The sequence below is a fragment of the Streptomyces sp. APSN-46.1 genome, assembly GCF_022815725.1.
In the GTDB taxonomy this organism is placed as follows: Bacteria; Actinomycetota; Actinomycetes; order Streptomycetales; family Streptomycetaceae; genus Streptomyces.
In genome coordinates, this window is sequence record NZ_JALGRF010000011.1 from 102,883 (window position 1) to 125,378 (window position 22,496).

At 72.4% G+C, this 22,496-nt stretch carries 20 protein-coding genes; 13 read left to right on the forward strand and 7 right to left on the reverse strand.

The window, feature by feature from the left end; all coding sequences use genetic code 11:
• Window positions 1-11 precede the first annotated feature (11 nt).
• Together MTF65_RS24590 and MTF65_RS24595 are read right to left on the reverse strand one after the other, a co-directional pair.
• On the reverse strand, window positions 12-815 hold the full coding sequence (locus MTF65_RS24590) for a PaaX family transcriptional regulator C-terminal domain-containing protein (protein WP_243631108.1): 804 nt from the start codon (window positions 813-815) through the stop codon (window positions 12-14).
• 4 nt (window positions 816-819) lie between these two features.
• Entirely contained in the window at window positions 820-2,439 is a 1,620-nt protein-coding gene (locus MTF65_RS24595) for an AMP-binding protein (protein WP_243631109.1), read from the reverse strand.
• Window positions 2,440-2,586: 147 nt separating this feature from the next.
• Between MTF65_RS24595 and MTF65_RS24600 the strand changes: the two genes are divergently transcribed.
• From MTF65_RS24600 to MTF65_RS24610, 3 genes are all read left to right on the forward strand, one after another.
• Entirely contained in the window at window positions 2,587-3,771 is a 1,185-nt protein-coding gene (locus MTF65_RS24600; protein ID WP_243631110.1) for an acyl-CoA dehydrogenase family protein, read from the forward strand.
• Window positions 3,768-4,166: a RidA family protein gene (locus tag MTF65_RS24605; protein WP_243631111.1), complete on the forward strand. Its 399-nt coding sequence runs from the start codon at window positions 3,768-3,770 to the stop codon at window positions 4,164-4,166. Before MTF65_RS24600 ends, MTF65_RS24605 begins: the two co-directional genes overlap by 4 nt.
• Window positions 4,167-4,358: 192 nt before the next feature.
• On the forward strand, window positions 4,359-4,622 hold the full coding sequence (locus MTF65_RS24610) for a hypothetical protein (protein ID WP_243631112.1): 264 nt from the start codon (window positions 4,359-4,361) through the stop codon (window positions 4,620-4,622).
• A 30-nt stretch (window positions 4,623-4,652) separates the two neighbouring features.
• On the opposite strand, the gene MTF65_RS24615 is transcribed toward MTF65_RS24610, so the two are convergent.
• Window positions 4,653-6,041 carry an aminopeptidase P family protein gene (locus tag MTF65_RS24615; protein ID WP_243631113.1) on the reverse strand — a complete coding sequence of 463 codons (1,389 nt, stop codon included), beginning with the start codon at window positions 6,039-6,041 and terminating at the stop codon, window positions 4,653-4,655.
• Between the two features lie 193 nt (window positions 6,042-6,234).
• Between MTF65_RS24615 and MTF65_RS24620 the strand changes: the two genes are divergently transcribed.
• The 9 genes from MTF65_RS24620 (at window position 6,235) to MTF65_RS24660 (ending at window position 16,628) form a co-directional block, all read left to right on the forward strand.
• On the forward strand, window positions 6,235-8,655 hold the full coding sequence (locus MTF65_RS24620) for a collagenase (RefSeq protein WP_243631114.1): 2,421 nt from the start codon (window positions 6,235-6,237) through the stop codon (window positions 8,653-8,655).
• A gap of 79 nt (window positions 8,656-8,734) precedes the next feature.
• A complete protein-coding gene (locus tag MTF65_RS24625) occupies window positions 8,735-9,925 on the forward strand; it encodes an FAD-binding oxidoreductase (RefSeq protein ID WP_243631115.1) in 1,191 nt (396 codons plus the stop codon).
• A 126-nt stretch (window positions 9,926-10,051) separates the two neighbouring features.
• Entirely contained in the window at window positions 10,052-10,363 is a 312-nt protein-coding gene (locus tag MTF65_RS24630) for a (2Fe-2S)-binding protein (RefSeq protein ID WP_243631116.1), read from the forward strand.
• Window positions 10,344-11,801 (forward strand): NAD(P)/FAD-dependent oxidoreductase, encoded by a 1,458-nt coding sequence (locus MTF65_RS24635; RefSeq protein WP_243631117.1) that lies wholly within the window; start codon window positions 10,344-10,346, stop codon window positions 11,799-11,801. Before MTF65_RS24630 ends, MTF65_RS24635 begins: the two co-directional genes overlap by 20 nt.
• 76 nt (window positions 11,802-11,877) lie before the next feature.
• Window positions 11,878-12,819 (forward strand): dihydrodipicolinate synthase family protein, encoded by a 942-nt coding sequence (locus MTF65_RS24640; protein WP_243631118.1) that lies wholly within the window; start codon window positions 11,878-11,880, stop codon window positions 12,817-12,819.
• A gap of 16 nt (window positions 12,820-12,835) precedes the next feature.
• Window positions 12,836-13,840, forward strand: coding sequence for a proline racemase family protein (locus tag MTF65_RS24645; protein ID WP_243631119.1), 1,005 nt, complete (start codon window positions 12,836-12,838; stop codon window positions 13,838-13,840).
• Entirely contained in the window at window positions 13,837-14,880 is a 1,044-nt protein-coding gene (locus MTF65_RS24650) for a proline racemase family protein (RefSeq protein ID WP_243631120.1), read from the forward strand. Before MTF65_RS24645 ends, MTF65_RS24650 begins: the two co-directional genes overlap by 4 nt.
• Window positions 14,877-15,860, forward strand: coding sequence for an ornithine cyclodeaminase family protein (locus tag MTF65_RS24655; RefSeq protein ID WP_243631121.1), 984 nt, complete (start codon window positions 14,877-14,879; stop codon window positions 15,858-15,860). The genes MTF65_RS24650 and MTF65_RS24655 overlap by 4 nt, the downstream gene beginning before the upstream one ends.
• 57 nt (window positions 15,861-15,917) lie before the next feature.
• Window positions 15,918-16,628, forward strand: a complete 711-nt coding sequence (locus MTF65_RS24660; protein WP_243631122.1) for a GntR family transcriptional regulator — start codon at window positions 15,918-15,920, stop codon at window positions 16,626-16,628.
• Between the two features lie 27 nt (window positions 16,629-16,655).
• Here MTF65_RS24660 and MTF65_RS24665 read toward each other — a convergent pair whose 3' ends face one another.
• The 4 genes from MTF65_RS24665 to MTF65_RS24680 all read right to left on the reverse strand — a co-directional run bounded on the left by MTF65_RS24665 (window position 16,656) and on the right by MTF65_RS24680 (window position 20,597).
• Complete coding sequence (locus MTF65_RS24665; RefSeq protein ID WP_243631123.1) at window positions 16,656-17,978, reverse strand: UDP-glucose/GDP-mannose dehydrogenase family protein; 1,323 nt, start codon at window positions 17,976-17,978, stop codon at window positions 16,656-16,658.
• 83 nt (window positions 17,979-18,061) lie between these two features.
• Complete coding sequence (locus MTF65_RS24670) at window positions 18,062-18,349, reverse strand: hypothetical protein (protein WP_243631124.1); 288 nt, start codon at window positions 18,347-18,349, stop codon at window positions 18,062-18,064.
• Complete coding sequence (locus MTF65_RS24675) at window positions 18,283-19,305, reverse strand: hypothetical protein (RefSeq protein ID WP_243631125.1); 1,023 nt, start codon at window positions 19,303-19,305, stop codon at window positions 18,283-18,285. The genes MTF65_RS24670 and MTF65_RS24675 overlap by 67 nt, the downstream gene beginning before the upstream one ends.
• 62 nt (window positions 19,306-19,367) lie before the next feature.
• Complete coding sequence (locus tag MTF65_RS24680) at window positions 19,368-20,597, reverse strand: aminotransferase class III-fold pyridoxal phosphate-dependent enzyme (RefSeq protein ID WP_243631126.1); 1,230 nt, start codon at window positions 20,595-20,597, stop codon at window positions 19,368-19,370.
• A gap of 279 nt (window positions 20,598-20,876) precedes the next feature.
• Here MTF65_RS24680 and MTF65_RS24685 point away from each other — a divergent pair, with 279 nt between their 5' ends.
• Complete coding sequence (locus MTF65_RS24685) at window positions 20,877-22,265, forward strand: helix-turn-helix transcriptional regulator (protein ID WP_279399486.1); 1,389 nt, start codon at window positions 20,877-20,879, stop codon at window positions 22,263-22,265.
• Window positions 22,266-22,496: the final 231 nt, after the last annotated feature.

Consider the following 22,496-nt stretch of genomic DNA (forward strand, 5'->3'; position numbering starts at 1 on the left):
GCGGACGAGGCCTACGGTTCCACGAACCGCGCGCCCGCGTCGCGCAGGCGGGCGTGGAGGTCGGCGAAGACCGCCGCCGCGCGGTCGCCCGGCCAGTCCGCGGGGAGCAGCGCGCGCGGCAGTCCCGGGTCGGCGTACGGGAGGCGGCGCCAGGTGTCCAGGGCCAGGAGGTAGCTCCGGTACGCCTGCTCCGGGGTCGGCTCGGGGCCCGACTGGAGGGCGCGCAGAACGGGTTCGTGCCGGTCGAGGAATTCCTCGTGCTGCTTGGCCAGCGCCGTCAGGTCCCACCAGCGGGCCACCGCCTCGGCGGTCGGGGCGAAGCCTAGGTGGGCGCCGCGGAAGAGCTCCACGTACGCCGTCAGGTGCAGCCGGTCCAGGGTGTGCCCGGTCTCCTCGGCCAGGTGGGCCGGGGTGATCCACACCCCCGGCGCCACATTCCCGAAGCCCAGCCGGGCCAGCCGGGAGCGCAGCAGGTGCCGCTTGTTCCGCTCCTGCTCCGGGACGGAGAACACCGCGAGGAGCCACTCCTCCGAGAGATCGGCGGCGGCCCCGTAGATCCGCCGGTCGCCGTCCTCCAGCAGCTGCCGGGCCTCCTCGGAGAGCTCGTAGGCCGCCGAGCCGTCCGCCGCCCGGGCGGGCAGCAGGAAGCCGCGCCGCTTCAGCCGGGACACCGACGAGCGGACCGAAGGGGCGTCCACGCCGACCGCGCCCAGCAGGCGGATCAGCGCGGACACCGGTACGGGTCCCTCGAAGGCCCGCCCGTAGGCGCCGTAGAAGGTGACGATCAGGGATCGCGGGGTGTGCTGCTCGGCCACGGGTTCACTCTAGATCGCGCAGCCGGAACCGCTGTAGTTTCCCGGTGGCGGTCCGGGGCAGGGCGGGCAGGAAGACGAAGGACCGCGGGCATTTGTGCGGGGCCAGCTCGGACCGCATGAAGGTGCGCAGGGCCTCCTCCGTCAGCACCACACCCTCACGTGTGACGGTGTACGCGACCACGATCTGCCCGCGCCGCTCGTCGGGGTGCCCGACCACCGCCGCCTCCACCACGTCCGGGTGGCGTAGCAGGGCCTCCTCGACCTCCGGTCCCGCGATGTTGTAACCGGAGGAGATGATCATGTCGTCGGCCCGGGCGACATACCGGAAGTACCCGTCCGGATCCCGTACGTAGGTGTCCCCGGTCAGGTTCCATCCGTCCCGTACGTACTCCCCTTGCCGCGGATCGGCCAGATAGCGGCACCCCACCGGGCCCCGCACCGCCAGCAGCCCCGGTTCGTTGTCCGCGACCGGCCGTCCCGAGGCGTCCACCACCCGGGCCTGCCAGCCCGGGACCACCCGTCCGGTCGTACCCGGCCGGATGTCCTCGTCGGCGGCGGAGATGAAGATGTGCAGCAGCTCCGTGGCCCCGATGCCGTTGATGATCCGCAGGCCGGTGCGCTCGTACCAGGCCTGCCAGGTGGCGGCCGGCAGGTTCTCGCCCGCCGAGACGCAGCGCCGCAGGGAGGACAGGTCGTAGGCCCCGACGTCGTACGGGCCCAGGGCGTCCAGCATCGTCCGGTACGCGGTGGGCGCGGTGAACAGGACGGTGACCCGGTGTTCGGCGACCGCGGGCAGCAGCAGCCGCGGCGTGGCCTGCTCCAGCAGCAGCGAGCAGGCCCCGGCGCGCAGCGGGAAGACGACGAGCCCGCCGAGCCCGAAGGTGAACCCGAGCGGCGGGCTGCCCGCGAAGACGTCGTCGGGGCGGGGTCTGAGCACCTCGCGGGAGAAGGTGTCGGCGACGGCCAGCAGATCGCGGTGGAAGTGCATGCAGCCCTTGGGGCGCCCGGTGGTGCCGGAGGTGAAGGCGATCAGGGCGACGTCGTCGGCGGAGGTGTTCACGGCCGTGTAGGGCTCCGGGTGGGCCTCGGCCAGGCGCAGCAGGTCGTCCGGGGCCTCGCCGCCGTACGCGGTGATCCGCAGCCCCGGTACGTCGGCCTTCGCCAGGTCGTCGAGCACCGCCACATGGCACAGGGCGTGCCGCACCTCGGCCATGGCGCATACCGTGGCGAGCTCCTGCGCGCGCTGCTGGGCCAGTACGGTGACGGCCACCGCGCCCGCCTTCATTACCGCGAGCCACGCGGCCGCGAGCCACGGCCCGGTGGGGCCGCGCAGCAGCACCCGGTTGCCGGGGACCACCCCGAGATCGGAGGTGAGCACGTGGGCGAGGCGGTCGACGCGCTCGCGCAGAGCGCCGTACGTCCACACCTCGCCGTCACCGCCGCGGAACGCCGGGCGGTCGGGCCCGAACCGGGCGATGGTGGCGTCGAGCAGCTCGGCCCCGCAGTTCAACCGGTCCGGATAGGACAGCCCGGGCAGCTCGAAGAGCAGCTGCGGCCAGGTGTGGGCGGGCGGCAGGTGGTCGCGGGCAAAGGTGTCGGCGTGAGCGGAAGGCTTGAGCTCCAAGGCGGGTTCGCCCCCTTGCGACGGTCCGGGCCCCTTGGGTGTGGGACCGAGTGGGTCGAGCCGGCCGTGCGATTGCTTCACGAGCGTATCGTGATGGTGACGGTAGTCAATGGGACGCGATAGATCGATGAATGCGGGGACACTCGGATGACCGGATTCGCGCTCGGACCGGAACAAGAGGAGTGGTGCGCGCGGCTGCGGGCCCTGTCGGCGGACCGGCTGAAACCGCTGGCGGAGAAGGGGGAACCGGGGCGGGTCAACCGGCCGCTGCTCGCGGCGCTGGGCGAGGAGGGATTGCTGGAGCGGGTCTTCACCTCCGGCGCGCTGGAGCTGTGCCTGCTGCGCGAATCCCTCGCGTACGGCTGCACGGAGGCCGAGACCGCACTGGCCCTCCAGGGTCTGGGAGCCCACGCGGTGCTGCGCGCGGGCAGCACCGCACAGCGCGAGCGCTGGCTGCCGGGCGTGCGCGCAGGGCGGGCGGTGGCGGCCTTCGCGCTGAGCGAGCCGGGGGCGGGCTCCGACGCGGCCGCCCTGGCCCTGTCCGCCGGCCGGGACGGCGCCGGCTGGCGGCTCACCGGGGAGAAGTGCTGGATCTCCAACGCCCCGGAGGCGGATTTCTACACCGTGTTCGCCCGAACGGGTGAGGGGCCGGGTGCCAAGGGGGTGACGGCCTTCCTCGTCCCGGCGGACCGCCCGGGCCTGACCGGGGAGCCGCTCGACATGCTCTCCCCGCACCCGATCGGCTCGCTGGCGTTCGACGGGGTGCCGGTCGGCCCCGAAGACCTGCTCGGCGAGCCCGGGCAGGGGTTCCGGGTCGCCATGGACACCCTGAACCTGTTCCGGCCGAGCGTCGGCGCCTTCGCGGTCGGCATGGCCCGGGCCGCGCTGGACGCGACGCTGGCGCACACGGCGGGCCGCACCGCCTTCGGCGGGGTGCTGGGCGACCTCCAGGCCGTGGCCCACCGGGTGGCCGAGATGGCCACCCGTACCGAGGCCGCGCGGCTCCTGGTCTACGCGGCGGCGGGAGCGTACGACAGCGGCGCCCGGGACGTCCCGCGCCGGGCGGCGATGGCGAAGCTCCTCGCGACGGAGACGGCCCAGTACGTGGTGGACCACGCGGTCCAGCTGCACGGCGCCGTCGCCCTGCGCCGGGGCCACCTGCTGGAACACCTGTACAGGGAGGTGCGGGCGCCGCGGATCTACGAGGGCGCGAGTGAGGTGCAGCGCACGATCATCGCGAAGGAGCTGTACAAGGAGTTGCGCAAGGGGTTGCGTGAGGGGTCGCGCGAGAAGTCGCACCAGGAGCCGCACGAAGGGGTGGCCGCGCGATGAGTCTGGAACGGGTCAATCCGGCGGAACTCTCCCCGCCGACGGGCTTCTCGCACGCGGTGACGGCCACCGGCGGGCGACTGGTCTTCCTGGCGGGCCAGACCGCGCTGGACGGCTCCGGCAAGGTCGTCGGAGAGACCCTGCCGGAGCAGTTCGAACGGGCGCTGGCCAATCTGCTGGCCGCGCTGGCGGCGGCCGGCGGCGCCCCGGCCGACCTGGCCCGAGTCACCGTGTACGCCGTGGACGTGCCGGCGTACCGGGAGCACGCGCCCGAACTCGGCCGTATCTGGCGGAGGCTGGCGGGGCGTGACTACCCGGCGATGGCGGTGATCGGCGCCGTCCGGCTGTGGGACGAACAGGCGCTGGTGGAACTGGACGGTATCGCCGTCGTCGCCTAGGCCGAGCACGGCGCCTCCTGGAGGCTCGGCCTCGTCCCCACCTGCTGGCTTTGACAGTGGGCTGGGGGCGAGGCACGGTTGAAATGGCCCCTTTTGGGACTCTTCGCGTTCAATACACGGAGGTGTATGGATATGCGTCGTGGGATCGTAGCGGCAGCCGTTGCGGGCGCCGCAGGGATCACGCTCGCTCTGATGCCCGTCAGTGGCGTCGCGGCCGCGGGTCTCCCGGAGACCCAGCCGACCACCCAGAGCGGCGGCGGCTGGTGTTCCTATGACTGGCGTGGGGACTGGCGTGGGGACTGGCGCGATTGCTACCGGAACAATTGGAACTGGGACAACGACCGCTGGGACAACGACCGCTGGGACAACGATCGCTGGGACAACGACCGCTGGAACGACCGCAACTGGTACGGCAACTGGAACAACTACGACAACTGGAACAACGGCCGCTGGTAACGCGGCCGTTGGTGGTTGACGGTTGACCGGTCAGCGACCGCCCTCCAGCAGTGTCCCCATCCATTCCTCGATACCCGCCACCGTACGCGGCAGGGCGCCCGACATCAGTCGGGCGCCCGTCGCCGTGATGACGAGGTCGTCCTCGATGCGCACGCCGATGCCCCGCAGCTCCGCCGGAAGGGTCTCGTCGTCCGGCTGGAGGTAGAGGCCCGGCTCCACCGTCAGGACCTGACCCTCCTCCAGCACGCCGTCCAGGTACGTCTCGGCCCGCGCCTGCGCGCAGTCGTGCACGTCCATGCCCAGCATGTGCCCGCTGGCGCACAGCGTGTACCGCCGGTGCAGGTCGCCCTCCGCGTTCTTCAGGACGCCCCACTCCGCGAGGCCCTCCGCCATGACCCGCATGCCGGCCCGGTGGAAGTCCCGGAAGGTCGCGCCCGGGCGCAGCGCGGCGATGCCCGCCTCCTGGGCGGCGAGGACCAGTTCGTAGATCTGCCGCTGAACGGGGGAGAAGCGGCCGGACAGCGGGAGGGTGCGGGTGACGTCCGCCGTGTAGAGGGTGTCCGTCTCCACGCCCGCGTCCAGCAGCAGCAGCTCGTCCGGGTTCAGCCGGCCGTCGTTGTGGATCCAGTGCAGCATGCACGCGTGGGCGCCTGAGGCCGCGATCGTGTTGTATCCCGTGCCGTTGCCCTCCGCGCGGGCGCGCAGGCCGAAGACCCCCTCGATCCACCGCTCCCCGCGCGGGTGTGCCAGGGCCTGCGGCAGGGCCCGTACGACGTCCTCGAAACCGGCCGCCGTGTGGTCCACGGCCAGTTGCAGCTGGGCGACCTCCCAGGTCTCCTTCACCAGGCGCAACTCCGAGAGCGCGGAGGCGAGTTCGGCGTCGGTCGCCGCGTCGCGGCCCCGCGGTGAGCCCAGCGTGTCCAGGTGCGCGCAGCGCAGGCCGGTCAGGCGCTCGGCCTCCGCCAGGTCGGGGCGGCGGCCCACCCAGAACTCCCCGTAGCGGCGGTCCCGGTAGAACTCCTCGTTCCCGTCGGCGCGCGGCGAGCGCGGCCGCAGGTACAGCACCGCCTCGTGGGCGTGCGGGCCCGCGGGCTCCAGGACCAGGACGTGGCCCGCCTGGTCCTCGCCCGTCAGTCCCGTCAGCCAGGCGTACGCGCTGTGCGGGCGGAAGCGGTAGTCGGCGTCGTTGGACCGGACCTTGAGCTCCCCGGCGGGGACGATCAGCCGCTCGCCCGGGAACCGCGCCGAGAGCCGGGCCCGGCGTCCGGGGGTGACGGCGTACGCGGGCACCCGGTCGGTGTCGGGCAGCGGCGACGTGGACCAATTGTCGGCCATGAACCGGGACAACTCGGGGGATACGGGCAGGTCGTGGCTGCCCGTGTTCAGGCCGGAGGCGGCGCCGGAGGGGGTGTCGGTCATCGGGGGCTCCCTCAAGAAGGTGCGAACTGGTGGGCGCACAGGTCTTGTCAGTGCAATTTCACATTACTATGTTACAGCTCACATCGCGGCACGTTAATCCCCGTCAAACGCCGTGTGAAGCAGGGCACTTCGCCCCTCTCGGGGCAGTTCACGCACCACTTCCCCCACCTCCCCTCCCAACCAGGAGTCATTGGTGTCCCAGCACAGAGCTGTGCGTACGTCCCTCCTTTCCGCCGCCGTGGCGGTCACCCTGCTGGCCTCCGCCGGCCAGGCCGTGACCCAGGCCGCCGAGACCGGCGCCCCGGTTCCCGCCACCTTCGCGGCCGCCGCGACGGGGCCGGCCGCGGACCGTGAGTCCCCGGGGGTGAACCCGTTCGACGAGGTCGACCGCCTCGCCAACGCCAAGGAGGCCACCCCGGCGCCCGCCCCGGCCCCCGGCGGCCGGTCCGTCACCGGCGGCGAGGTGCCCGGCGCCGCCACGGCCGCCGCCACGGCCGCCGCCACGGTCGCCGCCGCGACCGCCGAACGCACCGAGAAGAGCCGCAAGCTCGCGGCCACGGCGCCCACCGCGAAGAGCGTCGCGGCGGGCGTCCCCTGCACCCTTGACGGGATCAAGAACCTCTCCCCCGAGCAGTTCGCCGACTTCCTCGGCGACCAGGCCGTCCTCGCCGACGGCTGTCTGCGCGGCCTGATCTGGACCTGGGACGCCCGCCTGGCGCCCGTCATGTCCGACGCCCACGTCCAGGCCGTCTCCCGCCGGATATCCGGCCTGGCCGCCTCCCACGACGGCCGTAACTCCTCCCACCTGGAGGAGATGTTCACGTACCTGCACGCCGTGGCCTACCACGACTACTCCCGCTCCGAGATCGACGTCACCGACGCCCCGACCGTCGACGCCATGCGCCGGGCCATCGCCGACTTCGGCAACGCCGCCCGCACCTTCGATATGACGGCCTCCAACGCCCGGACCCTGCGCGAGGCCCTCTACGCGGCCAGCGCGCCCGGCCTGCGCCAGCATCAGCTCGGCCTCATCGCGAAGGTCCTGGCCACCATGGACCCGTCGCACCCCGCGACGAACCAGGATGCCGCCTGGGCGGGCGCGGCCCTCGCCGCGCTCTCCGTCAACTACCTCGGCGTCTACCCGGGCAACAACGACACCGCCTTCCACGCGGCCGTGGCCGCCGACCCCTCCTACCGCGCGGTCTTCAAGGCCTTCGCCGGCTACACCCACCTCAAGGACACGGCGAACGCCTGGGTGGCGCGCGACGCCCTCGGCGAGTACGGCCGCTTCGGCCAGGTCCCGGCCCTCAAGGACCAGGTCGTCGCCGACCTCGGCACCCTGCTGGAGCCCGTCAAGTCCGCCTTCGGCAACGGCAGCGAGCAGTGGGCCAAGATCGTCTCCTGGCTGAACTTCTACGAGGCCTGCAAGCAGTACGGGGTGTGCAAGGAGGACATCGAGAAGCAGCTCTTCCCCTACACCTACTCCTACGACAACGGCGCCATCAAGGTCCGCACCGGCCTGGACCAGGCCACCGTCGACCAGCTCTACTACGCGAGCAAGCAGGTCAAGTCCCAGTTCCACCGGGTCCTGGGCACCGAGCAGCCGCTCGCCGGAGACCCCAACACCACGCTGAACATCGTGCTGTACGCCTCCCGCGCCGACTACGTGAACTACCACCCGATCCTGACCGGCTACGGCACCAACAACGGCGGCATCTACATCGAGAACGGCGCCACCTTCTACACCTACCAGCGCCGCGTCCCGCAGGACTCCTCCCTCACCCTCGAAGAGCTCTTCCGCCACGAGTACACCCACTACCTCAACGGCCGCTACGCCGTCCCCGGGTTCTTCGGGGAAGGCCCCTGGTACGAGGGCGACCGCACGACCGCCATGGACGAGGGCACGGCCGAGTTCTTCGACGGGGCCACCCGCGACAACGGCATCGCCGTCCGCAAGTCCCTGGTCAAGAGCATCATCAGCGACACCTCCGGCGGCGGCCCCCGCATGTCGGTCGAGCAGCTGCTCAACGCCACCTACGACGGCGACGGCTTCCGCTTCTACAGCTACGCCGGCACCTTCTTCGAGTTCCTGTGGACCGAGAAGCCCAGCCTGCTGCGCGAGATGTACACCCACCTGCGCAACAACGACGTGACGGCCTACGACGCCTGGCGCCACCGCCTGAGCTCCGACACCTACCTCCAGCGCGACTACGACCGCTTCCTGGACGCGCAGATCGCCAAGGTGAACGAGCTCTACGTACCGAACACCACGTTCACGCCCAACGCCCAGCTGCGCGACTCCGCGCTCGCGTCGGTGAAGTCGAGCTTCGCGACGGCCACCTACAACACCCCGGACTGCGTGGAGAACGGGACGGCCGGCAAGCGCCGCTTCGTCTGTACCGGGCGGATCACCGCGAACCTGAAGAACTGGCGCAGTGACGACCAGAACTTCAAGGACATGTCCGAGACGGTCGACTACTTCATCCTCGACCGGGCGGGCGCCGCCTCCAACAACCTGGCCGACATGAACTGCTCCTTCGGTCCGGTGGAGGTCTGGAGCAACAAGGTGGCGGGCACGTCCGGCTACAGCTGTGACGGACCGCTGCGCGACTGATCCGGTGACCGGGCCGGTCCCTCGCGGGACCGGCCCGGTCAACCTAGGCACCGACTAAAGAATGTGACATATTACTGCCGTGCCCAAGAGACATCCCCTGGACGTCGTGATCATCGGCGCCGGTGTCGTCGGCGCCGCGTGCGCGTACTACGCCCGCCGCGCCGGACTCTCCGTGGCCGTGGTCGACCGCGGCTCCGTCGCGGGCGGCACGACCGGTGCCGGGGAAGGCAATCTGCTCGTCTCCGACAAGGAGGCGGGCCCCGAGCTCGACCTCGCCCTGCTGTCCGCCGGGCTCTGGCGCGACCTCGCGGCGCTCCTCCCGCGGGGAATCGAGTACGAACCCAAGGGCGGCCTCGTCGTCGCCTCCGACGAGACCACCCTGAAGGCCCTGCGCGGCTTCGCGGACGGCCAACGCGCCACCGGAGTCGAGGCCGTCGAGGTCGGACCGGGGGAACTCGCCGAGCTGGAACCCCACCTGACCCCGGGCCTCGCCGGCGGCTTCCACTACCCGCAGGACGCCCAGGTCCAGCCGGCCCAGGCGGCGGCGCGACTGCTGGCCGCGTCGGGGGCCGAGGTGTACCTGGGGGAGGAGGTGACGGACCTCCTCCTGGAGCGCGGCACGGTACGCGGAGTCCGCACCCCACGCCGCGAACTCCTGGCCCCGGCCGTCGTCAACGCCGCCGGAACCTGGGGCGGCCACGTCGCCGGACTCGCCGGAGCGACCCTCCCGGTACTCCCGCGCCGCGGCTTCGTCCTGGTGACCGAACCGCTGCCCCGCATCGTCCGCCACAAGGTCTACGCCGCCGACTACGTCGCGGACGTGGCCAGCGGCTCCGCGTCGCTCCAGTCCTCGGCCGTGGTCGAGGGCACCCCGGCGGGCCCGGTCCTGATCGGCGCCACCCGCGAACGCGTCGGCTTCGACCGCACCCTCTCCACCGAGGCCCTGCGCCGCCTCGCCACCCAGGCGGCGGCGCTCTTCCCGGTCCTCTCCGACGTCCGGATCCTCCGCACCTACCACGGGTTCCGCCCGTACCTCCCGGACCACCTCCCGGCCATCGGCCCGGACCCCCGCGTCCCCGGCCTGCTGCACGCCTGCGGCCACGAGGGCGCGGGCATCGGCCTGGCCCCGGCGACGGGACTGCTCATCACCTCCGCCCTCACTGGCACGGAACCCGCGCTGGACCCCACGCCGTTCCGCCCGAACCGCTTCGACGAACCCCCTGCCGGGGCCGGGGACGGGCCGGGGTGTCGTCCGGGACGTAAAACGTGATTTGTTGGCGCTGCCGCGCCTCAGCTGATTCAGCTCCGACCAGGCGCCATAAATCATGAGTCCCGGACGACACCCCGGCCCGTCCCCGGACCCGGCCCGCACCGCCCCCCTGAGGAGGACCCCCTGATGCGCAGCCCCCGCGACCTCGTCGGAGGCAGCCCGGCGGCGACGTACCCCATCGCCTTCGACGGCCGCGAGCTGACCGCGCAGGAGGGCCAGTCCATCGCCGCCGTCCTCTGGTCCGCCGGGATCCTCGCCTGGCGGACCACCCGCGAGACCGCCGCCCCGCGTGGCGCGTTCTGCGGGATCGGGAGCTGCTACGACTGCCTCGTCATCGTCAACGGCCGCCCGAACCAGCGCGCCTGCCTGGTGCCCGCCCAGCCCGGGGACACCGTCACCACCCAGGAGGGAACCGGCCGTGCCGAGCTCGCCGTCTGACCGCGACCGCGTCACCGACCTCGCCGTAGTCGGAGCCGGCCCCGCCGGCCTCGCCGCCGCCGTCGCGGCCGCCGGCCTGGGGCTGCGGGTCACCGTGCTCGACGCCGGGGACCGCCCCGGCGGCCAGTACTACCGCCACCCGGCGCCCGGCCTCGGCGCCGCCCGGCCCGAGGCCCTGCACCACGGCTGGGCCGAGTTCGCCACCCGCGAAGCCGCCCTGCGCGCCCACGAGTCGGCGGGCCGGCTCACGTACCTCCCGGCCCACCACGTCTGGACCGTGCTCCGGTCCCCGCACCCGGCCCCCCACCCGGCCCAGGGCCAGCACCCGGCGCCGGACCAGGAGGTCTGGGTCCTGCATGCCGTCGCGGGGCCCGGTCCGGAGGACTCGGCGGTGACCGTTCATGCCAAGGCCATCCTGCTCGCCACCGGGTCCTACGAGCGCCACCTGCCCTTCCCCGGCTGGACGCTCCCCGGCGTGGTCGGGGCCGGCGGGGCCCAGGCCATGCTCAAGGGCGGGCTCGTCCTGCCGGGCAAGCGGGTCGTCGTCGCCGGGAGCGGGCCGCTGCTGCTCGCCGTGGCCGGATCGCTGGCCGCCGCCGGCGCGCGGGTGCCCGCCGTGGTCGAGGCCGCCTCGTACACCGGCTACGCGGGCCGGACCCCCACCCTGCTGCGCAACCCCGCCAAGATCGCCGAGGCCGCCACGTACGGCAGCGCGCTGCTGCGCCACCACGTCCGGCTGCTCACCCGGCACGCCGTCACCGAGGCCCACGGGACCGACCGGGTCGAGGCCGTGACGGTGGCCCGCCTCGACCGGGACTGGCGCCCGCTGCCCGGCACCGCCCGCCGGATCCCCTGTGACGCGCTCGCCGTCGGCCACGGTCTCGTACCCCAGTTGGAGCTGGCCACCGGGCTCGGCTGCGCCACCCTGCGCGCCGCCGACGGCACCGTCGCCCTGGAGCTGGACGACCGGCAGCGGACCTCCGTACCCGGTATCTGGTCCGCCGGGGAGACCGGCGGTATCGGCGGCGCTCAACTGGCCCTGGCGGAAGGGGAGATCGCCGCCTTCGCGATCGCCGGCGCGCCCGTCCCCGCAGCCCTGGTCCGCCGCCGCGCCCGGCTGCGCGCCTTCGCCGCCGCGATGGGCGCCGCGCACCGTCCCGGTGACGGCTGGACCGGCTGGCTCCGGGACGACACCGACGTGTGCCGCTGCGAGGAGGTCCCGGCCGGGTGCGTCCGCGAGGCGGTGGAGGACCTCGGCGCGCGGGACGTCCGTACCGTCAAACTGCTCACCCGCGCCGGCATGGGCTGGTGCCAGGGCCGGATGTGCGGTCCGGCCGTCGCCGCCCTCGCCGGACAAGAGCCGGCGCCGGACCGGCGGCCGCTGTCCTGCCCGGTCCCGCTGCGGCACCTCACCGAACTTCCCACCACGGACGGCTGATCCGGCAGGCCCGGACCCTTGTGGCCTCCTCATAACCCCCAGTAAAATGTCACACATCACTTTAGGGAGCTCTCTCATGACCGACGCGCACACCCCCGCGCACACCCCCGCTCACGCCGCCGCGCCCACCCGCACCCGCCCCTGGCACGGCATCATGGTCGCCACCGCGCTGCCGCTGCGCGAGGACCTCACCGTCGACTACGACGCGTACGCCGAACACGTGGCCTGGCTGATCGCCAACGGCTGCGACGGAGTCGTCCCCAACGGCTCGCTCGGGGAGTACCAGACCCTCACCGACGAAGAACGCGCACGGATCGTCCGCATCGCCGTCGAGGCGGCCGGCGACGGCGCCCGCGTCATGCCCGGCATCGCCGCCTACGGCAGCGCCGAGGCCCGCCGCTGGGCCGACCAGGCCGCCGAGGCGGGCGCCGGCTCCGTCCTGCTGCTGCCCCCCAACGCGTACCGGGCCGACGAGGCCGCCGTACGCGCCCACTATGCCGAGGTCGCCGCGGCCGGGGTGCCCGTCGTCGCGTACAACAACCCCATAGACACCAAAGTGGACCTGACCCCGCGGCTGCTCGCCCGGCTCCACGGCGACGGCTCCATCGTCGCCGTCAAGGAGTTCAGCGGGGACGTGCGCCGCGCGTACGAGATCGCCGAACTCGCCCCGGGCCTCGACCTGCTCATCGGCGCCGACGACGTCCTCCTCGAACTCGCCCTCGCCGGCGCCGTCGGCTGGATCGCCGGCTACCCCAACGCCCTCCCGAACTCCTGCGCCACCCTCTACCGCGCCGCCGTAGCCGGAGACCTCGACACCGCGCTGCCGCTCTACAAGTCCCTGCACTCGCTGTTCCGCTGGGACTCCAAGATCGAGTTCGTCCAGGCCATCAAGCTCTCCATGGACCTGGCCGGCCGGCCCGGCGGCGCCACCCGCCCGCCGCGCTTCCCGCTCACCGGCGACACCGAGGCGGCCGTCCGCGCCGCCACCGAAAAGGCCCTCGCCGAGGGCCTCAACTAACCAGCAAGGGGACCCCATGCGCACGCGCCACATCTACCACGCGGTGGACTCGCACACCGAGGGCATGCCGACCCGGGTGATCACCGGGGGAGTCGGGGTGGTCCCCGGCGCCACCATGGCCGAGAAACGGCTCCACTTCATCGAGCACATGGACCACGTCCGGACGCTGCTCATGTACGAGCCGCGCGGGCACGCCGCGATGAGTGGCGCCATCCTGCAGCCCCCCACCAGGCCCGACGCCGACTTCGGCGTGCTCTACATCGAGGTGTCGGGCCTGCTGCCGATGTGCGGGCACGGGACCATCGGGGTCGCCACCGTCCTGGTCGAGACCGGCATGGTGCCGGCCGTCGAGCCGGTCACCACCGTCCGGCTCGACACCCCCGCCGGGCTGGTGAGCGTGGACGTCCGGGTGGAGGACGGCGCGGCCACCGCCGTCACCCTCACCAACGTCCCGTCCTTCTGCGTCGGGCTCGATCTGAAGGCCGAGGTCCCCGGCTTCGGCACGGTCACCTACGACCTCGCCTACGGCGGCAACTTCTACGCCTTCGTCGAACTCGACGCTCTCGGGCTCCCCTTCGACCGCGCCCGCAAGGACGAGCTGCTCACCGCCGGGCTCGCGATCATGGACGCGGTCAACGCCTCCGGCGACCGGCCCGTCCACCCCGAGAACCCCTCCATCGCCGGGGTCAAGCACGTCTACCTCGCCGCCCCCGGCTCCGACGCCCGCCGCTCCCGGCACGCCATGGCCATCCACCCCGGCTGGTTCGACCGCTCGCCCTGCGGTACGGGGACCAGTGCGCGCATGGCCCAGCTGCACGCCCGCGGCCTGCTGGAGCCCGGGGCCGACTTCGTCAACGAGTCCTTCATCGGTACCGAGTTCACCGGCCGGCTGATCGGAGAGACCACCGTCGGCGGGCTCCCGGCCGTCGTCCCCACCGTCACCGGGCGGGCGTGGATCACCGGTACCGCCCAGTACTTCCTCGACCCGACCGACCCCTTCCCCGGAGGGTTCCTGCTGTGACCACCGTCCGCACGACCGACTACCACACCGCGGGCGAGCCCTTCCGCATCGTCGACCTCACCGGCCGCGCCGAGGCCGGGGTGCCGCCGGTGCCCGGCGACACCGTCGCCGAGCGCTGCGCCACCGCCATCGGCCCGGGAGGCTCCGGTACGGCCCCGCGCCGGGGCGAGCTGGACGACGTACGGCGCCTCCTCGTGCGGGAGCCGCGCGGGCACGCCGGGATGTACGGCGGGTTCGTCGTGCCCCCGGACGACGACGGGGCCCACTTCGGGGTGCTGTTCTGGCACAAGGACGGCTACTCCACCGCCTGCGGCCACGGCACCATGGCTCTCGGCGCCTGGGCGGTGGACACCGGCCGGGTCGCCGCCCCCGACGACGGGGACGCCCAGGTGCGGATCGACGTACCCTCCGGCCGGGTCACCGCCACCGTGCACCGGGACCGGGGCCGCACCACCGGGGTCACCTTCCGCAACGTTCCGGCCCGGGTGGGCGCCCGCAAGGTGCCCGTCGCCACCTCGCTGGGCATCGCGGAGGTGGACATCGCGCACGCCGGGGCCTGCTACGCCTCCGCCTCCGCGCGGGACCTCGGCCTGGAGGTCACCCGGGCCGCGCTGCCCGAGCTGGTGCGGGCCGGGCGGGAGATCCGGACCGCGCTGGCCACCCACCCCGCGACCTGGCATCCCGGCGGGCCGCTGCTCTCCGGCGTCTACGGGGTGATCCTTCACGAGGAGCTGCCCGACACCCCGTTCGGGCCGCACCAGCGCAATGTCACCGTCTTCGCCGACGGGCAGATCGACCGCTCGCCCTGCGGCTCCGGCACCTCGGCGCGGCTCGCGCTGCTGGCGCAGGACGGCCGGCTGGGGGTGGGGGAGGATCTGCTGCACGAGTCGGTCGTGGGCACGGTGTTCACCGGCCGGGTCGTCCCCGGGGATACCGGGGACGGCCTGGTCACCGAGGTCACGGGCACCGCCTACCGGACGGGCGAGCACACCTTCGAGCTCGACCCGCACGACGCCCTCGGCACGGGCTTCCTCCTGTGAGCCCACGCTTTGAGAGCCCGCAGTCCTCCCGCGGGGCCGTCGTCCAGCTCGGCGCCGAAGAGACGGCCGGGCTCCTCACGTCGGCCGCGGCGGCCGACGCGCTGGCCGATGCCCTGCGGGCCGGGCTGGACCCGGAGGGCTGCCCGCGGCGCAGCGCCGTGGACGTACCCGGCGGCCAGCTGCTGCTCATGCCGGCCGCGTCAGGGGCGTACGCCGGGGTGAAGATCGCCGGGGTCGCGCCGGCGAACCCGGCGCTCGGGCTGCCCCGCATCACCGGCTCCTATCTGCTGCTGGACGGCCCGACCCTGCGCCCGCTGGCCCTCCTGGACGGGGCGGCGCTGACCGCCGTACGCACTCCGGCGGTGTCGGCGCTCGCGCTGCGCCACCTGGCCCCGGCCGGGCGGCCGCTGCGGATGGTGCTCTTCGGATCGGGGCCGCAGGCGTACGGCCACCTCGAAGCGGTCGCGACCGTACGGGAGTTGGCCGAGGTCGTGGTGGTGGCCCGCAACCCGCGGGGCGCGGAGGAACTGGCCGCCCACGCCCGCGGCACGGGCCTGGCGGCCCGGGTGGGGGTGGCCGCGGACGTGGCGGGCGCCGACCTGGTCGTCTGCTGCACCACGGCCCGCGAACCCCTCTTCGACGGGCGGCTCGTCGGCCCGGGTGCCACGGTCGTCGCCGTCGGCTCGCACGAGCCCGATGCCCGCGAGACGGACACGGCGCTGGTGCGGCGTGCGGCCGTCTACGTCGAGTCCCGCGCGGCCGCGCTGCGCGAGGCGGGCGATCTGCTGGTGCCGGAGGCGGAGGGGGCCATCGGACCCGGTCATATCACCGGCACCCTCGCCGACCTGGTCGCGGGCCGCATGCCGGCGGGCGGACCCCCGAGTTCTCCACAGCTCTTCAAGAGCGTGGGCATGGCCTGGGAAGATCTCGCTGTGGCGGTCGCACTGTTCCAGGCCGCCGGGGCGACCAGAGAAACGTGACATTGTACGCTGTTCCTCTGCTCGTCGGTGGGTGACGGGGTTCTCGGAGGAAAAGCAATGGGTGACCTGAAGCAGCACAGTCTCATCAAGGCCCAGGAACGGCTCCGCGACCAGGTCGGCCATGCCCTTCGAGCAGCCCTGATAGCGGGTGAACTCCGCCCGGGGAACGTCTACTCGGCCCCGGGCCTGGCCGCCGAACTCGGGGTCTCGGCCACGCCCGTGCGCGAGGCCATGCTCGACCTGGCCCGCGAGGGCCTGGTGGAACCGGTCCGCAACAAGGGCTTCCGGATCACCGAGGTCAGCGAGCGCGACCTGGACCAGTACACCGAACTGCGCACGATGATCGAGGTACCGACCATCGGCCGGATCACGAAGATCGCCCAGGCGGAGCAGCTGGAGGCGCTGCGCCCCATCGCCGAGGAGATCGTCACCAGCGCGCGCGAGCACAACCTCATCGGCTACCTGGAGGCGGACCGCCGTTTCCACCTGACGCTGCTCGGCCTCGCGGGCAACGACCGGCTCGTCGAGACGGTCGGCGACCTGCGCAAGCGCTCCCGGCTGTACGGACTGACGGGCCTCGACGAGGCCGGCAAGCTGGTCTCCTCGGCGGAGGAGCACGTCGAGCTGCTGGACCTGATGCTGAGCGGCGACGCGGAAGCGGCCGAAGCGTGCATGGCCCGCCACCTCGGCCACGTCCGCTCCCTCTGGGCCCAGGGCCGCGACGAACCGGTGGGCCGCATCCAGGGCGGGCTCGGCTCGGGCCTGTAGCCCCACCGGGGCAGGCCCCCCGCAGGGCTACTTCCCGGGCCGTCCGAGCTGGTGCACAGTCCACCCAGCCGCGCGCCAGGACTCGGCGTCGAGAGATGTGCGGCAGTCGACGAGCAGAGGGTTCGCGGGGCCGTCCACCAAGGCCTGCGGGCTGGCCTGCCGGTACTCGGGCCACTCCGTGGCCAGGACGACGAGATCCGCACCACGCAGGGAGGCGCGCAGATCGCCGGTGTAGTCCAGCTCCGGATTGCGGACCATGGCCGTGGCCACGGCCTGCGGGTCGTGAACGGTAACGGTGCCACCGGCCTGCTGGAGGGCGTGGGCGAGGGCGAGCGCCGGAGACTCCCTGACGTCGTTGGTGCCGGGCTTGAACGCCGCGCCCCACACCGTGACCCGGGCGGCCTTGAGGGGGCGGCCGCCCAAGGCGCGGGTGATGAGGGCCATGGCCACCGCGGTGCGGGACTCGTTGATCTCTTCGGCCGCGCGCAGGAGCTTCGCGGCATCGGTCGCGCCGAGCTGCCGGGCCGAGGCGGTGAAGGCGCGGACATCCTTGGGCAGGCAGCCGCCGCCATAGCCGATGCCTGGCATCATCCCGCCGCTGCCGATCCGCGGGTCGATACCGAGGATCTCCACGATCCGGGAGACGTCGCCGCCGGCGGCCTCGCACATGTCGGCGACCGCGTTGATGTAGCTGATCTTCAACCCGAGGAACGAGTTTGCCGCTCCCTTGGCGAGTTCAGCGGTCTGCGGGTCAGTAACGAAGATCGGGACACCGGCATCCAGGATGGGGGCGTAGACGGCGCGGATGGCCTTCTCGCCCTCGGCGGTGGTGACACCGGCGATGATGCGGTCCGGGCGGAGCGTGTCCTCCACCGCGTGCCCCTCGCGCAAAAATTCGGGATTCCACACGACGTCGACGGCCTGGCCTGCGGGCGCCAACCGCTGGGCGAGCGCGGTGACCTGGATGGTGGTGCCGACGGTGACGGTCGACTTCCCGACGATCGTGCATGCCTGGTTGAGGTGGGGTGCGAGTTGGCGGATGGCGCCGTAGACCTGTCCGGTGTCGTAGGAGCGGCCGTCGGCGTCGATGGGGGTGCCGACGCCGATGAAGTGCATTTCGGCGAACTCGGCCGCCTCGCGGATGTCGGTGGTGAACCGCAGGCGCCCGCTCGCGGTGTGGCGGGCGAGCAGCTCCGGAAGGCCCGTCTCGTAGATGGGGCACTGGCCGGAGTTCAGGCTGTCAACCTTGGCCTGGTCGACGTCCACACCGATGACTTCGTGCCCCAGTTCGGCCATCGCCGCCGCGTGAGGGATGCCGAGGTGCCCGCAGCCGATTACAGAAATACGCATTCCTTGACTCTCATCCTGGGAGGGGCCCGCGTGCGGGGCCGGGGAACGAGCCCAGAGGCTAGCGCCATTCCCCGGCCCACAGTTCACGCGCTGGTCGGGTCGAGGTTCAGCAGCCGCTCCAGGTCGCTGATCGCGTCGGCGGCCGTCTGCCGTACGACGACGTCACCGGTCTGCGGCGCCTCCAGCGGGTACTCGAACCAGGAGCCGTCCGGACGGGGGAATCCCTCCGGGTCGACGTGGAAGACCTTGAGCCCGGCCTCGCGGGCCCGCTTGGCCACCCACCGCCGGTCGGCGTGCAGCCCGATCACGACCAGGGCCATCGCGTCGGGGTGGAAGTGGACCGGCGGGATCCGCTGGTCGTAGCGGCGCATGAACTCCTCCTCGAACCCGGCGCGGGCGCCGAGCGCGTCGAAGTTGTTCGTGATGAACGGGCCGACCATGTGACCGGCCTCGTCCATGCGCTTGAGGGCGTGCAAGGCCGGGGTGACCTCGGAGTTGAAGCAGGCCCGGTACATGTCCGACATCTCGCCGACCTTTCCTCGGTGTCGAGGAACATCTCCGCGAGGAGCGGGTCCCGGCCCGGCGCGAGGACGAATGTGAAGCCCTTGCCGAGCAGTTCGTCCTCGATGAGGTTGACGTGGTACATCTCGTGGAGGCGGTGCAGCGGCGGAATCCCCGCCTCGTAGGAGACTCCGCAGCCGACCTCGACCTGAAACGGCAGGTGGTCCAGGAGCTGGGCCAGGTTGTCGGCGTAGACCGGCTGTCCGGGGGTGTCCTTGACCCGGACACCGTGGGTCAGAACCTCCCACGGCCGGCGGCGGATCGTCCGCGGCGGGAACGTGTTGACGGACGTGAACACGCAGTCGATGACCTCGTAGTGGTCCGGCAGCTTGCGGCCCGCCCGCAGGTCCTCCGGATGCTCCTCCATCCGGATGATGTGGATGCGCAGGTCACCCAGCTCGAAGCGGCCCGGCCCCATCTCCTTCCAGCCGCCCTCGGCCAGCATGATGTGGTTCTGCTCCCACGCCACGTCGATCTCGTCGCGCGGCGCCGCCACCGAGTGGTACAGGTACATCTGCGTCATGGCCAGCGACGGGGCGGCCGTGGTGTCGACGAGCCCGTACTGGTGCCGGTAGTGGACGATGCGGCGGCGGGCGTCCCCCTCGCCCGTCCAGCCGGAGTTGGAGGCGGTCTCCTCCTGCTGGGTGCGCCGCCAGATGCCCTCCTCCTCGTAGCGGGGGCGGTCGGCGGTCACCCCGTAGAAGTCGTGCCACTTGCGGAGCTGGGCCTCGTCGAGCTGGTCGATGACCGTGACGGGAAACTGCATGTCGTGTCCTCGATCTCTGGTTCGAAACAGTCCGCTCCCTTGGATGAGGAGCGGCGGATGGGTTAGCTGAGGGCGGTGACCGCGTCGGTGAGCGCGGCGGTCAGGAAGTCGATGTCCTCCTCGCTGGAGTTCAGCGGGGGCGCCACGACCAGGCCCTCGCTGCGCGGGTCACCGGCTCCGGTGAACGGGTAGAAGAAGACGCCGCGCCGCTCGCACTCCTCCATCAGGGGCCAGAGCAGACCAGGCGTGACCTCCACCCCGTACAAGTGGCCGACGCCACGGACATCCCGCACCGGCGCCCAGCCGGTCAGGGACCGCAGAGACGTTCCAAGACGCTCTCCGCGAGCCGTGAAGGCGCCGAAGTCCAGGGACTCCAGCTCGTCCAGGACCCCGAGGCAGGCCGCCGCCATGAGGGGGTGGGTGGCCATGGTGCCCATCGCGGGCAGCGGGTCCACGTCCTTGTGCCGCAGCAGCGGCGCGATCTCCGACGACACCAGCACCGCACCCACACCCACGTAGCCGGCACCCAGGCCCTTGGACAGGATGACCAGGTCGGGCTCACACCCGTCCCAGTGATGACTCGCCAGAGGCGTGCCGGTGCGCCACAGCCCGGTCAAGACCTCGTCGTGGATGACCAGGACGTTCCGCTCCCGGCAGATCTCCGACACCCGCCGCAGGTAACCACCCGGGGGCACGAAGGCGCCGCCCGTGGTCCCGTTGATGGGCTCGATCAGGACCGCGGCGACGCTCTCCGCGCCCCTGCTGTCGATCGCCCGCGCCACCTCGTTGGCACACGAGGCATCGCACCCGTGCCCTTCATGGGTGTGGCCGTGCGTCGGCGGGTAGGGCGCCGGGAAGGCGGGGCCGAGGCCGTACCGGTCTTCCGGACGGGGGTTTCGGATCTGGTTGCCTGCGACCCCGAGGGTGAACACGCTGTTGCCGTGGTACGACAGGTTGGACGTCAAGATGTCCCCGCGCAGCTTCCCGTCGCGGACCCGGGTGATGTTCCGCGCCAGTCCCACTGCGACCTCCACGCCGAGCGTCCCGCACGTGGTCAGCGCGACGGAGTCCTCCGGGCGGCCCACGGCGCGGCACAGGCGGTCCATCAGCTCCATCTGGATGTGGGGCTGGACGACGGCGGCGCCACCGAACGAGTAGCGGGAGAACTGCTTCTCGATGCGGGAGAAGACCGCGGGACTGCCCTGCCCGACGTTCACGCAGAGGAGGCCGCTCGATCCGTCGAGGACCCGGCCGCCGTCGGCGCGGTGCAGCCAGGATCCGTTCGATCCCACGACACCGAAGTCCGGCAGGGGCCTGGAAGACGTCAGCAGACGTTCACGACACGGCAAGCGATCCACGGCGAAGTCCCTTCATGGGTGTGCTCACTGGGCGGGTGGGGAGGTGCGTGGCGGTCGTGGACCGCCGCAAGTCCAAGACCACCGCACCAGGACGCGGTAAAACAGTCCGTAGCCATAGGGCTGCAAGGAGTTTGCATCTCGTGCAAGTACGGACGGCCGCGTGCCGAGCCCCGCTCTGAGGGCCACGCAGCCTCGGCTACACCGGGACGGGTTATGGATGCGGTTCGAAAGCCACAGGGGACGTTCCCAGCGACGGCAACACCCGGCGAGGTGGTCCGCAGAACGCGTAGAACCCAGGGCATGACCCTGGCCAAGCTCGGGTCGCTGACCGGCTACTCGGCCGCCCAGGTATCACGCTTAGAGCGCGGAAAGTCCGCCATGACGGACCTCTCCGTGCTCCAGAGGTTCGCCCGGGCGCTCGACATCCCACCGCAGGCCCTCGGCCTCGCACCGACCACAGGCGCCCATCCGGACCCGCTCAGTCAGCGAATTGGGCCGTATCCCAGCCTGCCCGCCCCTACTGTGGGAATCCCAGGGCGCGAAGACGGAGAGGACCCGGTGCGCACGCGAAGGCAACTGCTCGCGAACCTGGCGGTCACCGCGGCGGCCGCCATGGGGGCTCCTGTCGCCGGCGCCGCCCCGGCCAAGACGGAGGAGGCGCGGCTCGGTGAGACGCTCGTCGCGGGGCTGCGGGACGCGATGCTGGGACTCGGCCGCACAGCCACGGACGCGCCCCTGGACCTCCTTGCGGCGGAACTGCGCCGCGCCTCGGCCGACTTCAACGACTGCGCGTACTCCAGCCTCGCCCTGCGGCTGCCACGCCTGATCTCCGCCGGGCACCAGTCCACCAGCGGCACCGACAACTTCGCCGTGTTGGCGCAGGCCTACCTCCTGGCGACGCGAATCCTCATCAAGCTCGACGAGCCGCAACTCGGCTGGATGACAGCCGACCGCGCCCGGCAGTTCGCCGCCGCCGGCGGGGCGCCCGTGGCGGTCGCGGAGGCGGCCCGTCAGCAGGCCGTTCTCGCCCGCAAGGCGGGGTGGCACGATCAGGCGCTCACCCTCGCTCTGAACGCCGCTGACGACCCGGCTCTGCGCGAGCTCGGGAACGCCGGGGTCGCCCAGCGAGGTCTGCTGGTCCAGTGCGCCGCCTACACCGTCGCCCACCAACGCGATCAAACCGGCATGCGTGAGCTGACCAGCGAGGCTGCCGCCATCGCCAAGGGCCTGGGCGCCGCCACCCACCTTCGGGATACCAACGGCGGGTTCAGCTGGGCCACCGTGCAGCTGCACCTGATCTCGGCGGAGAACACCGCCGGTGATCCTTCGGCCGCCGTCGCTGCCGCGGACGCTCTTGCCCCCCAAGCGCTCCCCACCACGGAGCGGCGCGCGCTCTACTTCACCGACCGCGCGAAGGCGTTCGCTCAGTGGGGCCGGCGAGACGAATGCATCCGCGCTCTCCTCCAGGCCGAGTACTGGGCCCCTCAGGAGACCCACGCCCGCCCAGCTGTGAAGTCCCTCGTCTCCGGCCTCCTGCTCTCCGGGCGCGCCACACCCGAGCTCCGAGGCATCGCCGCCCGTACCGGCGTCCTGCACGGCTAGCTAGCCGACGAGGCCGCCGATTGGCCGACGCGTGACGACGAAGAGGGCGGGCGCCGGGTCCGTTCCTACCCGCTCGCCCTCAGGGCGTCCATGTCGTCGGACCCCGCCCCGCCACTCGATCAGCAGTGGGTCGTCCAGGCGTACGGTGTGTCCGGATCCAGGCCAGCCCGGCGTCCGGGCCGGTACCGCCTCAACTCAACGGACTGCGGGCCTATTTGGACACGGCTGGAT

Coding starts and splice junctions, on each gene's coding strand:
- MTF65_RS24605 (WP_243631111.1), top strand. CDS start 3,768: ATGAGTCTGGAACGGGTCAATCCGGCGGAACTCTCCCCGCCGACGGGC.
- MTF65_RS24600 (WP_243631110.1), top strand. CDS start 2,587: ATGACCGGATTCGCGCTCGGACCGGAACAAGAGGAGTGGTGCGCGCGG.
- MTF65_RS24615 (WP_243631113.1), bottom strand. CDS start 6,041: ATGACCGACACCCCCTCCGGCGCCGCCTCCGGCCTGAACACGGGCAGC.
- MTF65_RS24610 (WP_243631112.1), top strand. CDS start 4,359: ATGCCCGTCAGTGGCGTCGCGGCCGCGGGTCTCCCGGAGACCCAGCCG.
- MTF65_RS24645 (WP_243631119.1), top strand. CDS start 12,836: ATGCGCACGCGCCACATCTACCACGCGGTGGACTCGCACACCGAGGGC.
- MTF65_RS24675 (WP_243631125.1), bottom strand. CDS start 19,305: ATGCAGTTTCCCGTCACGGTCATCGACCAGCTCGACGAGGCCCAGCTC.
- MTF65_RS24665 (WP_243631123.1), bottom strand. CDS start 17,978: ATGCGTATTTCTGTAATCGGCTGCGGGCACCTCGGCATCCCTCACGCG.
- MTF65_RS24670 (WP_243631124.1), bottom strand. CDS start 18,349: ATGCGCCGCTACGACCAGCGGATCCCGCCGGTCCACTTCCACCCCGAC.
- MTF65_RS24630 (WP_243631116.1), top strand. CDS start 10,052: ATGCGCAGCCCCCGCGACCTCGTCGGAGGCAGCCCGGCGGCGACGTAC.
- MTF65_RS24640 (WP_243631118.1), top strand. CDS start 11,878: ATGACCGACGCGCACACCCCCGCGCACACCCCCGCTCACGCCGCCGCG.
- MTF65_RS24685 (WP_279399486.1), top strand. CDS start 20,877: ATGGATGCGGTTCGAAAGCCACAGGGGACGTTCCCAGCGACGGCAACA.
- MTF65_RS24660 (WP_243631122.1), top strand. CDS start 15,918: ATGGGTGACCTGAAGCAGCACAGTCTCATCAAGGCCCAGGAACGGCTC.